Annotated in this window: 11 protein-coding genes; 2 read left to right on the plus strand and 9 right to left on the minus strand. The window is 61.2% G+C overall.

Translation table 11 applies throughout. From position 1 onward, the window contains the following. Positions 1-33: 33 nt before the first annotated feature. The 6 genes from PMI09_RS20865 to PMI09_RS20890 all read right to left on the minus strand — a co-directional run bounded on the left by PMI09_RS20865 (position 34) and on the right by PMI09_RS20890 (position 5,914). Positions 34-1,284 carry an NAD(P)/FAD-dependent oxidoreductase gene (locus tag PMI09_RS20865; RefSeq protein WP_007799090.1) on the minus strand — a complete coding sequence of 417 codons (1,251 nt, stop codon included), beginning with the start codon at positions 1,282-1,284 and terminating at the stop codon, positions 34-36. Positions 1,285-1,291: 7 nt separating this feature from the next. Further along, positions 1,292-2,014, minus strand: a complete 723-nt coding sequence (locus PMI09_RS20870; RefSeq protein ID WP_007799092.1) for an amino acid ABC transporter ATP-binding protein — start codon at positions 2,012-2,014, stop codon at positions 1,292-1,294. Further along, positions 2,007-2,660 (minus strand): amino acid ABC transporter permease, encoded by a 654-nt coding sequence (locus PMI09_RS20875; protein WP_007799095.1) that lies wholly within the window; start codon positions 2,658-2,660, stop codon positions 2,007-2,009. Before PMI09_RS20875 ends, PMI09_RS20870 begins: the two co-directional genes overlap by 8 nt. 12 nt (positions 2,661-2,672) lie before the next feature. Then, on the minus strand, positions 2,673-3,338 hold the full coding sequence (locus tag PMI09_RS20880; RefSeq protein ID WP_007799097.1) for an amino acid ABC transporter permease: 666 nt from the start codon (positions 3,336-3,338) through the stop codon (positions 2,673-2,675). Positions 3,339-3,407: 69 nt separating this feature from the next. Next, positions 3,408-4,214 carry an ABC transporter substrate-binding protein gene (locus PMI09_RS20885; protein WP_007799100.1) on the minus strand — a complete coding sequence of 269 codons (807 nt, stop codon included), beginning with the start codon at positions 4,212-4,214 and terminating at the stop codon, positions 3,408-3,410. Between the two features lie 182 nt (positions 4,215-4,396). Next, entirely contained in the window at positions 4,397-5,914 is a 1,518-nt protein-coding gene (locus tag PMI09_RS20890; protein WP_007799102.1) for an aldehyde dehydrogenase (NADP(+)), read from the minus strand. 150 nt (positions 5,915-6,064) lie between these two features. On the opposite strand from PMI09_RS20890, the gene PMI09_RS20895 reads away from it, so the two are divergent. Then, the gene (locus PMI09_RS20895) at positions 6,065-7,102 is read left to right on the plus strand and encodes an Ldh family oxidoreductase (protein ID WP_007799104.1); all 1,038 of its coding nucleotides are present in this window, start codon (positions 6,065-6,067) and stop codon (positions 7,100-7,102) included. Positions 7,103-7,176: 74 nt separating this feature from the next. Here the strand turns inward: PMI09_RS20895 and PMI09_RS20900 are convergent, their stop codons facing one another. Both PMI09_RS20900 and PMI09_RS20905 read right to left on the minus strand, forming a co-directional pair. Further along, the gene (locus tag PMI09_RS20900) at positions 7,177-8,139 is read right to left on the minus strand and encodes a dihydrodipicolinate synthase family protein (RefSeq protein ID WP_007799106.1); all 963 of its coding nucleotides are present in this window, start codon (positions 8,137-8,139) and stop codon (positions 7,177-7,179) included. Positions 8,140-8,264: 125 nt separating this feature from the next. Further along, positions 8,265-8,969: a GntR family transcriptional regulator gene (locus tag PMI09_RS20905; protein ID WP_007799107.1), complete on the minus strand. Its 705-nt coding sequence runs from the start codon at positions 8,967-8,969 to the stop codon at positions 8,265-8,267. A 273-nt stretch (positions 8,970-9,242) separates the two neighbouring features. Here PMI09_RS20905 and PMI09_RS20910 point away from each other — a divergent pair, with 273 nt between their 5' ends. Then, the gene (locus PMI09_RS20910; protein ID WP_007799113.1) at positions 9,243-11,042 is read left to right on the plus strand and encodes a diguanylate cyclase; all 1,800 of its coding nucleotides are present in this window, start codon (positions 9,243-9,245) and stop codon (positions 11,040-11,042) included. A gap of 477 nt (positions 11,043-11,519) precedes the next feature. Here PMI09_RS20910 and PMI09_RS31865 read toward each other — a convergent pair. Beyond that, on the minus strand, positions 11,520-11,768 hold a 249-nt coding region (locus tag PMI09_RS31865), incomplete at its 5' end, for a hypothetical protein (RefSeq protein ID WP_210160821.1).

Genomic DNA, 11,768 nt, shown 5'->3' on the forward strand with positions numbered 1-11,768 from the left:
CCAACATCGCGGTTGGCGCGCTTTTGGCCTTCGTCAGAATCTTTGCGGCGAGAAGGACGCGATGTCGATGGCGGGCTTCTTGCCTGTCAGCAGATCCGCGACGATCCGCGCGGTGCCTGCCGACTGCGTCAGGCCGAGGTGGCCATGACCAAAAGCATAGATCACCCGCTGCGTGTCGCGCGCTTGGCCGATGGCGGGCAAGCTGTCGGGCAAGGACGGGCGGAACCCCATCCACTGCACGCCGCCCTGGGGCTCCAGCCCGGGCAGGAAACTGCGCGCCTTCTCCAGCATCGCCTCTGGGCGACGGAAGTTCGGCGGAAGCTTGAGCCCTCCAAGCTCGACGGCGCCACCGACGCGGATACCCGTCGATAGCCGGGTAACGACGAAGCCGTGGCCACCGAACGTGATCTGCGTTCGCAGATCGAAAGCCTCGAGAGGAAGCGTGGTGTTGTAGCCGCGCTCCGTTTCGAGCGGAATGTTTTCGCCGATCGTGCGGGTCACTTGATGGGAAAAGGCGCCTGCCGACAGGACCACCCGCGCGGCACGTCGCGAACCGCCGCCGGTGCTCACAACATCGACGCCGCCCTCGACGGGACGCAATGCCGTTACCTCCGCGCGCTCAGTCGTGCCGCCCATGGCGCGGAAGTGATCCGCCAGGGCAAGTGTATAGAGCTTGGGATCGGCGATGGAATACCACCCGGGCGTGAAGGTGCCATGCGTAAAGCGCGGGGCGAGGCCGGGTTGGATCTCCGCGATCCCGGCCGCATCCAGGTGATGGAACTCGACGCCGTGCGCTTCCCGCGCCTTCCAGCCGGCGAGCGAGGCCTTCAATTCAGCTTCGCCCTCGTAGACCTGCAGATTGCCATCCTTCCGCAGCATGGCAGCGGTGCCGGTCTGCTGCAGGAACGGCTCAAGCTCCGCCTTCGAAAGATCCATCAGCGCTGTCTGCGCCGCTGTGGAATGGGCGACGCGGCCCGGCGCACAGGCGCGCCAGAACCGGAACATCCAGGGCGCGATCTGCAAGGCATAGGCGGGCGGTACCGACAGCGGCCCGAGCGGATCGAGCAGCCACTTCGGCGCCTTCTTCAGAATACCGGGCGAGGCAAGCGGCAGGATGTCGGTGAAGGCAAAAGCGCCGGCGTTGCCTGCCGATGCTCCGGCAGCGGGCCCCTCTCGGTCGAGTACGACCACCGAAAGCCCTCTTGCCTGCGCTGCGATCGCCGCGGATAGCCCAACGACCCCCGCGCCGATCACGATGACATCAGGTTGGGTTTGATTGTTCATCATAGCCTCAATGGGTGGCAGCAAGGAAAGCTTGCAGCTCCGGATGCTTCGGCGCGCCGAACAGCTCTTCCGGCGGAGCGATCTCGGCCATCACGCCCTTGTGGAAGAAGGCAACCCGGTCTGAAACCTCACGCGCGAACTTCATTTCGTGGGTGACGCATATCATGGTCATCCCCTCGGAGGCGAGCATGCGCAACGTGTCGAGCACTTCGCCAACCAGCTGCGGGTCAAGCGCCGAGGTGACCTCGTCGAACAACATGTATTCCGGCGACATGGCGAGCGCGCGGGCAATCGCCATGCGCTGCTGCTGGCCGCCGGACATGCGGTTCGGATAGACCTTGAGCTTCTCCCCGAGGCCCACGTGGGTGAGCTGCTTTACGGCGATCGCTTCGGCTTCGGCCTTGGAAAGACCGAGTACCTTGCGTGGCGCGAGCATGACGTTTTCGAGCACCGTGAGATGCGGGAACGCATTCCACTGCTGGAAGACGATGCCGAGCTTGCGACGGAGCTTGTTGAGGTCGGTGGACTTGGCATGCACGTCGGTCCCATCGACAACGATGCGGCCGCTGTCGATGCCTTCAAGACCGTTGATGCAGGTCAGCAGCGTCGACTTCCCCGAACCGGAGCCGCCGATGATGGTCAGCACCTCGCCCTTCGGGACAGTGAGGTTGATGCCCTTCAGTACCTCCAACGGGCCGAAGGATTTGCGGACGTTTTCAATCTCAATCATTGGGGGACCACCGTTTTTCGAGATACCGGCCAATCCGGGCGATAGGGAAGCTGATGATGAAGTAGACGGCGCCGCAGATCATCAGAATGAATAGCGGCTCCTGCAGCCGGGTGACGAGAATCTGCGACGCGCGCAGCAACTCGATCAGGCCGAGCCAGAGCACCAGCGCGGAATCCTTCATGACGCCGAGCGTCAGGCCGATCCAGGACGGCAGCGAAACGCGGGTAGCAAGCGGCGCAACAATATAGCGCATATCCTGCCACCAGGTCAGGCCGAGTGAGCGAGCCGCACGACGCGTGGTTGGTGGCACCGAGGAAATGCCGCCGCGCACGATCTCCGTGCAATAGGCGGCCGTATAGAGCGACAGCACCACGCAGGAAGTGGTGAACGGAGGCCAGCCAAGCCGCATGATCGACTGCAAAGCATTGCCGAGCACAAGCTGGATCAACAGAGGCACCGAGCGGAAGACGTCGAGCGCGAAGGTCAGCGGTGCCGACCAATAGGGTCCGAGTTCGACACGCATCGTCCCGAAAAGGATTCCGAGGACCGTTCCCGCAGCGACTGAAACGGCGGTGACTGCAAGCGTCATCCCCGCGCCCTGCGCCAGGAAGGCCAGGTCACCCCAGGTGAGGGCAGTGTTAAACATCTCTCACCTCTCTCAGTAGCGGAACATACGCCAGGCAAGCGCCCGGGCAGCAAGGGTCAGAACCTTGGCGATGACGTAGTAGATCACGGCGGCCAAGGCGAAGAATTCAAAGGTGCGGAAGGAGCGCGCATTCAGTTCCTGCGTCACGCCGGCAAGGTCGGTGTTCATGCCGACGGTCACGCCGAGCGATGTCATCAGGACGGCCCAGACCATCTGGTTGGTCGCCGGCAGAAAGGCCACCCGCAGCATCTGTGGCAAGACAATCAGGCGAAAAGCCTGCATGGACGTCATGCCAAGCGAACGTCCGGCGCGTGTCTGCGTGTCTGGGATCGCCTTCAGGGCGCCGCGGAAATTCTCGGCCAGGTAACCGGCGTTGTTGAAAGCAATGCCAACCAGGAGCGCGGTGAACGGGGTGAGGTGAATGCCGAAGTTGCCGAGACCAAAATGAGTCATATAGATCTGGAACAGCGCTGGCGTGTTGCGCGCGATCTCGACCCAGGCGGTGGCGAAGCCACCAAGGATGCGGTTGCCGGATAGCCGGAACAAAGTCAGCGCGATCGCACAAACAAGCCCGATGATCATGGACAAGAGCGCAATCTGCAGCGTGACCAGCGCGCCGTCGAGCATTTGCGGCAATGCCTTGAGCGCCTGGTTCCAGTGGAAGGTGTAGTTGAACATGCCCGTCTCACCTTTTCGTAAAGCTACGGCGCGAGGGATAACCTCGCGCCGTGGGAGAAACGGTCCGGATTAGCGGTAGACGCCGTTGACCGCGAGCGACGGGACGTCGCCGCCGACCCACTTCTTGTAAAGTTCGGCGTAGCGGCCAGTACGAACCTGCTGGTTGATGAACAGATTCAGGTAGTTGATCAGGCCGTATTCCTCGCGGTTGGCGAAAAGCGAGACGTAGTCGATGTCGAATGGGGCTTTGCCGACCACTGCGATGCCGGCGAACTTGCCGGTCTTGACGTTTGCCTGCGCAACCGTCGAGGTGGAAACGGTGGCATCGATCTGGCCCTGACTCAGCGCGAGGAAGACGTCTGCCTGCGTCTGATAAGGACGGAACTCGCCGGTGCCCCAGGCCTTGACCTGTTGCTCGAGCGCGATCGCTTCATAGGTGCCCGCCGTGGCGCCGACGACCTTGCCCCTCATGTCTTCGAAGGACTTAACGCCCGATTTCTCGTTGGCTGTAACTGCCATTTCGAACGCAAAGTAGGGAACCGTCATGCCGACGGTCTTGGCACGCTCAAGCGTGTCGGACGTGGAGGCAACGCCGATATCGACGCGGCCGGACATCAGTGCCGGAATGCGCTCGGGGAACGGTGTCTCAACGACTTCGGCTGTTACACCGAGCGCCTTGGCCAGATCGTTGCAATAGTCCACGTCGAAGCCGATCGGATTGTTGTTCTCGTCGCGCGAACCCATCGGCGGGAAGTCCAGCACGACGGCGCAACGCAGCGTGCCCGAGCCGATGATGTCGTCCAGCTTGTCGGCCTCGGCCGGGCTGGTCAGAAGGGTGGCGGCCAGAAGACCGAAGGCGAGGACCGAGGATTTCATTTTTTCTCTCTCCCAGAGTTGGATTGTCCATTGACAGCGAGGCGCACTATTCCCCGTCGGCGCGCGCAAATCAATGCTAAAATACATAAAGTATGCAAAAAGTATAAGTCAAATAGCGGTCATGTCGACAAAAAAAGGCGGCCAAGTCGTGGCCGCCCTTGCTTTTCTACCCTTGATGGGAATCAGCCGAGGAAATCTTCCGGCAGAAGTCCTTCGGGCATGTTCTGGTACGAGACCGGGCGCAGGAAGCGCCGGATCGACATCGTGCCGACGCTGGTGGCCCCGAAGTTCGTCGAAGCCGGATAGGGTCCGCCGTGAACCATAGAATCGACCACCTCGACCCCGGTCGGGAATCCATTGACCAGTACGCGTCCTGCTTTGCGCTCCAGCACGGGGCGCAGACGGCGTGCGTCGGGAATGTCGCCTGCATCCATATGAATCGTCGCCGTCAACTGACCTTCGAAACCGCGAGCCAGTTGCTCCATCTCATCGATCGTCTGCACACGAACCACGAGGCCAAGCGGCCCGAAGACCTCTTCGCCTAGAGCGTGATCGGCGAGGAACTGTGCGCCAGTCGTCTCAAACAGGTTGGGAGCGGCCGAGCGGCCGGAGGATTCGCTGGTGAACAGGGACTTGACCGTGTTGCGAGTTGTAAAGCGCGCCTGCCCGTCCTGATAGGCCTTCGCGATCCCATCCGTCAGCATGGTCTGCGGCGCCACCTTGCCGAGTGCTTCGACTGTCGCGGCGATAAAGCGATCGGCATCAGCGCTCTCTGTCACCACGGCAATGCCGGGGTTGGTGCAGAATTGGCCCGCACCCATGGTCAGAGACCCCGCCCAGCCCTGGCCGAGCGTTTCGGCACGTGCCTTCAACGCTTCGGGCAGCAGGAACATCGGATTGACCGAGCCGAGCTCGCCAAAGAACGGAATAGGTTCCGGCCGCGCGGCGCAGAGATTAAAGAGTGCGCGCCCGCCGGCGAGCGAGCCGGTGAAGCCGACCGCCTTGATCCGTGGGTGCTGCACCAACGCATGGCCGACGTCGCGGCTGCCGCCCTGGATCAGCGAAAATACGCCCGGGTGGACACCCGTCCTGCGGATGGCCGCCTCGATAGCCTGCGCGACGATTTCGCCAGTCCCCGGATGCGCCGAGTGGCCCTTGACCACAACAGGGCAACCCGCGGCAAGTGCTGCCGCAGTATCACCGCCGGCGGTCGAGAAGGCCAGCGGGAAGTTCGAAGCGCCGAAGACGGCGACCGGGCCGACAGGGCGCTGAATGAGCCGGATCTCCGGCCGCGGTGCGGGCTGGCGGTCGGGCAGTGCTGTGTCGCGGCGGCGGTCGAGATATTCACCCTTTTCGATATGGTCGGCGAAGAGCCGTAGCTGGCCGGTCGTGCGACCGCGTTCGCCCTGCAAGCGGGCTTCAGGCAGCCCCGTTTCCTGGCTACCGATCTCTGTGATTGCCTCGGCGCGAGCCTCGATCTCGTCAGCGATGGCGCGAAGGAACGCCGCCCGCTCTGCGCGCGTGGAGTAGCCGTAACTCCAGAACGCATCTTCTGCTGCCTCGCAAGCGCGATTCACCAAGTCGACCGTACCGACGGCGAACTGATGCACTGGACCATACGCCGGCGCGGATGCAAAAGTACCCGCTCCGTCGAGCCATTCGCCCGCGACGAGGTGTTTTCCATTGGGAGTGAAGACCATCTGCGATTCCTTTCTTGAGAGCCCGGGGTGCTTTACGCGAAAATCCATTCGCAGGCGAATTGCGCACTCCGGATCTTTGTATACTCTATGTATTTATAACATCAACACTCGATCGCCATCGGCGGCCGGGCCATCCATGAGAGACACAAGATGAGCGATAACACCACCCTGACCGTCCCGGCCCTGCAGGAAAGGGTCAATGCGATTTTCCGCAACGCCGGCCTCAACGAGACCCAAGCCGGCGCACTCGCTCGCGTGATCGTGGCCGGGGAGCGGGATGCCTGCAAATCGCACGGTATCTATCGGATCGAGGGTGCTCTGCGTACCGTCAAGGCTGGCAAGGTGAAGCCGGATGCGGTGCCGGAGCTGCTGCTGCAGGAGGGCTCGGCCATTGTAAAGGTCAATGCCAAGGGCGGCTTTGCCAATCCGGCCTTCGAACTCGGCCTACCGGCCCTCGTTGAGCGTACCCGCTCCTGCGGACTTGCCGCACTCGTCATCAACGATTGCACGCATTTCTCCGCGCTCTGGTCGGAAGCGGAAGCGCTGACCGAACAGGGGCTTGCCGGCCTGGTCATGTGCCCGAGCTATGCGACCGTTGCGCCGACCGGCGGCAACAAGCCGCTGCTCGGCACCAATCCCTTCGCCTTTGCCTGGCCGCGCGTCGGCCAGCCGCCCTATGTCTTCGATTTTGCAACGTCTGTCGCTGCGCGCGGGGAAATCGAACTGCATCGGCGGGCCGGCAAGTCGTTGCCCGAGGGATGGGCGATCGATGCCGACGGTAATCCCACGACCGATCCGGAAGCTGCGCTTGCCGGCGCCATGCTGCCGTTCGGCGGACATAAGGGGTCGGCTATCGGCACGATGATCGAGCTGCTGGCCGGCATCATGATCGGCGACCTGACAAGCCCTGAGGTCCTGGACTACCTCGGCACAACGACGCTTGCCCCCTTCCACGGTGAGTTGATCATTGCCTTCTCCCCCGAAGCCTTCGCCGCCGGCCGGCCGGGCAATCCATTTGCGCGAGCAGAGACATTGTTCGAGGCGATCGTTGGTCAGGGCGCCCGCCTGCCCTCGCAGCGCCGCTATGTGGCGCGCGCAAAATCGGAGGCCGACGGCATCACGCTGACCGACGTCGAAATCAAGCAGCTCGAACGGCTTTTCGCGCTCGGTTTGGAGGCAGTGGCCTGAGCCACCGCCGATGATTGCCGATATGCAAAAAGGCCCTCCAAACGGAGGGCCTTTCGATTTGAGAGCTTTTGAAATCAGGCCTTGTACTTCTCAACGGCACCGGGGAGCCTGCTCCATTCAGCGTACCAAGTGTTAAAGAGCTTGAACTGAGATTCGACGTAACCGCGCTGGCTGTCCATCAGGACGTCGGTTTCGTTGAAGTGAAGCGTGTATTCCTTGTCTCCCTTCAGCACCATCATGTGCTTGAAGAAGAGCACGAGGTCCGGGCCTTCGTCAAACGAAGACAGGACGGCAAGCGCCTGCTCGAGCTCCAGTGCCCGCTGACGGGCATCAGCATCGCCGGAAGCCGCCGCCTGCGCCAGGTTGCACAGATGCAGCACTTCCTTCGGCAACACGTTGCCAATGCCGGTGATGGCGCCGGTCGCACCGCAGTTCACGAAGCCGTGGAAGACGGCCGTATCGACGCCGATCATCAGCGAAACACTATCATCGCGGCTGGTGATGTTCTCTGCTGCGTAACGCATATCAGTCGCGCCGCCGAACTCCTTGAAGCCGACGAGGTTCGGATGTTCGGCACGCAGCGCGAAGAACAGATCCGCGCGAGTGGCGAAGCCATAGTAGGGGCTGTTGTAGATGACCGCCGGAAGGTCCGGGGCGGCAGCGAGGATTGCCTTGAAGTGCGCCTTCTGGGCGGCAATTACCGAACCACGCGACAGGACGCGCGGGATGACCATCAGGCCCTTTGCTCCGACCTTCTGAGCATGAGCCGCATGCGCGACGGCAGATGCGCTATTGACAGCGCCGGTGCCGACGATGACCGGGATACCGGCCTTTACTAAACGCTCGACACCTTCCATGCGCTGCGCATCGTTCAGCAGCGGCCAGTCGCCCATGGAGCCGCAGTAAACGACGGCCGACATGCCCTGGGCAATCAACTCCTGTCCCTTGCGAACGAGGGCGTCGAAATCGGGGGTACGATCCTCCTTGCAGGGGGTCATCAGAGCCGGAATTACACCGGAGAAAATCTTGGCCTTCATTGGGAAACTCCTGTTGCCTGGCGGGACGGACAGGGACAGTCGAGCGTCCAATGGCGCCGTCCCCGTGTCTTCGAAGGCGGTTATACCACTTGCATATTATTTGTCGACAAAAATTATGCAGCTGATCAAAGGGCGATATCCAACTTTCCGCCGCGCGCAAAAAGCTTCTGTATTTGCTGTACGATCTGCTCAGCATGGATTGTCGCCAAGCGGTCGGCGGCCTCACTGTCGCGCGCGGCGATGACAGCGATAATGTCCTCGTGCTCTTCGACGAAACGTTGCGGCAAGCGATCCTCATAAGACTGGTAATAGAGCCGCAGAATGCGCCGTCCTTCATCGAGAAGGCGATTGAAGAGGCCCGTGAAATAGGCGTTGCGTCCAGCCTCGGCGATGGCCGAATGGAAGGCGGCATTGGTGGCAATCATTGCCAAGGCGTCCTGTGCTGCCACGGCGGCAGCAAAATCAGCCTGATGTGCGCGGATCACCTGCAGATCCTCGGCGCGGTGATACTGGGCGGCTAGACGCGTGGTCACGCGATACATCAGCACCAAGGCATCGAAGAAGGTATGCATGTTAAGGAAATCGATGTTCGAGACCATGGTCGAACGATTGGGCAACGTATCTATCAGCCCCTCGCCCGCGAGCCGCACCAGCGCCTCGCGGATCGGTGTGCGCGACATCTTGAACCGCTCGGCCAACTGTACCTCATCGATCGGGCTGCCGGGCGGTAGAACCAGATCAAGGATCTCGTCGCGCAGGAGGTCATAGACCATCTTGACGCCAGAACCGCGCTTGCGTTCGGGAGTGGAATTCGTGTCGCTGTCAGTCATCTGGAATCCTTTTGTCGACAAAAGGAATACTTTTTCTTGCGCGTCGGATCAATAGTCGGCAACCCCGGCGAGCGAAGGCCAGGGCGTCGCGTCAAATAGACAAAAGGGCGGCGGTAACCATCGACAACGTGTTAGACTGCCGGCGACGCTTTCGCTAGCGCCAGCCAGGCGTTTCTACTGGCTAGTCTGAATTAAGTGCTCATTTATCGCTCTAGTTTAGCATTGCAGGACGCCTACGCAGGCGAACCAACGTGTCGCGGAGCACGGGACAAGATGCGGATCAGCACGATCACCAACTGGGCATATGCCGTTACGGTTGTGCTCACTGTTCTCTCGGGCGGAGCCTTCATTTTGTCCGCCCACAGTGCCGTGCGTGAACGAGCCGCGGTGGAGACGCGGCAGCGGCTCGACGAACTTGTCGATCAGCTCGCCCTAGCAGCCGAACAGACCACCGAGGATGCTCGTCTGTTCGTGATGCGGGGAGAAGAGCGCCATCTTCAGGCATTTCGCGGCGCCCAGGGAGAGGAACGCGCTCGCGAAGAGGCAATCAAGGGCTTGAAGTCGACCGACCTGTCGCCACAGGAGCTCTTTGCACTGCGCCGCCTGGAAACTGATGCGGAAGCATTGGACCAGATCGAGGAAAAAGCGGTTGCTGACTACGGAGACGGCGATAGCGATGGCGCCCGGCAAACCCTTTTCGGACCGGAGCACGAACGCTTGCAGACCGACCTGCTCACAAGCGTTCAGCATTTCATCGATCTTGTCGCAACCCGCGCCGCCGACGAGTTCGCTGGCGCAAGGGCGCGCACCGATCTCTGGGACAACATAGCCAAATCCATGCTCGGGCTAACCGCCGCCGTTTTCATCGGGGTTCTGTATTTTGTCTTGAAGCGTCGGGTTGCAACACCGCTGCTCCGAATGACCGGCATCGTCAATCGACTGGCGAAGCAGGACTACGACGTCGAGGTGCTCCCCGATAGTCGTCGCGACGAAATCGGGGAGATGAACGAGGCGATCCAGATCTTCCGAGACAATGGCCTCGAACGAGAGCGCCTGGATGCCGAGCGGCGCCGTGACCAGAAGACGAAGGACCACATCCTTCAAATGATGCATCGGCTTCAGGCCTGCCAGCAACACGAGGAGCTTGCCGAGGTGGTCTCACTTTTCGCGCCACGGATTTTTCCACACCTCGCCGGGCAGCTCTACCTCATGAACAGCAGCCGGTCGGCACTAACATCTGCCAGCCAATGGCGCCAGCCGAGACGGTCACACGACATCTTGGCGCCGGCGGAATGCTGGGGGTTGAGGCGAGGCAGGCCCCATGTCAGCGATCATTCGGGCGGCGATGTGCCCTGTCAACATCTGGAGGCCGGGGATGATGCTTGTATCTGCATACCGCTGTCTGCCCAAGGCGACACGGTCGGTCTCCTTTATTTCGAGGGAGCGGATGGCGGCAAAGCGATGGAAAGCGCTAGGCTCTACATCGAAATCATCGCCGAGAATATCGGGCTGGCGATCGCCAATTTGCAGCTCAGAGATCGGTTGACGCACCTTGCCGTGAGGGATCCTCTCACGGGCCTTTTGAATCGACGCTCGCTGGATGACGAAATGAACCGCCTGCGCCGAGATTCCCTGGATCGTCCGAGCGCGTGCCTGATGGTGGATATCGACCACTTCAAGCACTTCAATGACGAGTTCGGACACGATGCCGGCGATCACGTGATGCGGCAAGTCGCGACGCTCATGACCGAAACGGCCGGCAAATCAGGCTCCGTCTATCGCTTCGGCGGCGAGGAGTTCACGATCATTCTGCCCGAGTCAACAAAGGACGCCGGTTTCGGGATTGCGGAAAAGCTTCGCACGGAGGTGGAGGCCACCCCCATTACCTATCAGGGACGACCGCTGGGCACGGTGACCGTGTCAATCGGGATTGCCTCGACGGAAGATGGCAAGCCAGCCGCCACATTATTGCAAAGGGCGGACGCGGCACTGCTACGGGCGAAATCAGAGGGCAGGAACATTACCCTGATCGAGGGTTCCGGCCGATCCCCCAATCATCGTCTTGCCGGATAACCTTTCTCGGTGTCCACAGCCGCCCTTTAGTGCAGGTAGCGGATCGTGCGACGCAGGGCCGGCTTCGCAAGCGCATAACTGAGGTGCTGCCTGCGTTGCGCGGACAACCCAGGACAACCCTGCCGCTACTCTGTCCCAATTTTCTGGCGAAGGTCCCTATTTGCATGGCGCAACAGACCACGTGCCATGCTCTCCAACCAATTTGGTGCCATATTGCTTGGCTCAAACTAGAAACTTCCCTCTTGCGTTAGGCAGGCTTTGCAGCCCTTGCGCGATTGGCGATGCGGTAGTGTCTCTCAACCGTCAATTCCGGCGGGAGGAAGAGGAGAGATACAATGAAAATCAAGGGCCTAGTAACTGCAACCGTGTTTGCACCTTCATCGGTTTCCGCAGTCTACGCGGCGGACAATGAGTCCATCACGGACCAGAGCGGCTGGGGCAACAGCGCCGGCACATTCCAGAACGGCTTCCGTAACTTCAGCGTACACCGGGCAGCGCGGTGTACGGAACAGCTCGACGACCGTCCAAAGCGGCAAATACAATGAATCCGGCACAGCCCAGTTCGGCCGCGGCAACGATTCGCTTACCGTACAACAGGGCAAGGGCAACGATGCAACCTGCACAAGGAAGTACCGCCTCCCGCTGGCCGCTGGCCAATTTCGGGGGCACCTCAAAATGGGCCAATTTTGACGGATCACGGATCCGCGGCAAGCGAAGTGGAGAAAC

The sequence above is a fragment of the Rhizobium sp. CF122 genome (genome assembly GCF_000282035.1).
GTDB lineage: Bacteria > Pseudomonadota > Alphaproteobacteria > Rhizobiales > Rhizobiaceae > Rhizobium.

Bases quoted from the DNA above. Each gene is read 5' to 3' on its own strand.
- PMI09_RS20865 (WP_007799090.1), bottom strand. From the start codon at position 1,284: ATGAACAATCAAACCCAACCTGATGTCATCGTGATCGGCGCGGGGGTC.
- PMI09_RS20870 (WP_007799092.1), bottom strand. From the start codon at position 2,014: ATGATTGAGATTGAAAACGTCCGCAAATCCTTCGGCCCGTTGGAGGTA.
- PMI09_RS20875 (WP_007799095.1), bottom strand. From the start codon at position 2,660: ATGTTTAACACTGCCCTCACCTGGGGTGACCTGGCCTTCCTGGCGCAG.
- PMI09_RS20880 (WP_007799097.1), bottom strand. From the start codon at position 3,338: ATGTTCAACTACACCTTCCACTGGAACCAGGCGCTCAAGGCATTGCCG.
- PMI09_RS20885 (WP_007799100.1), bottom strand. From the start codon at position 4,214: ATGAAATCCTCGGTCCTCGCCTTCGGTCTTCTGGCCGCCACCCTTCTG.
- PMI09_RS20890 (WP_007799102.1), bottom strand. From the start codon at position 5,914: ATGGTCTTCACTCCCAATGGAAAACACCTCGTCGCGGGCGAATGGCTC.
- PMI09_RS20895 (WP_007799104.1), top strand. From the start codon at position 6,065: ATGAGCGATAACACCACCCTGACCGTCCCGGCCCTGCAGGAAAGGGTC.
- PMI09_RS20900 (WP_007799106.1), bottom strand. From the start codon at position 8,139: ATGAAGGCCAAGATTTTCTCCGGTGTAATTCCGGCTCTGATGACCCCC.
- PMI09_RS20905 (WP_007799107.1), bottom strand. From the start codon at position 8,969: ATGACTGACAGCGACACGAATTCCACTCCCGAACGCAAGCGCGGTTCT.
- PMI09_RS20910 (WP_007799113.1), top strand. From the start codon at position 9,243: ATGCGGATCAGCACGATCACCAACTGGGCATATGCCGTTACGGTTGTG.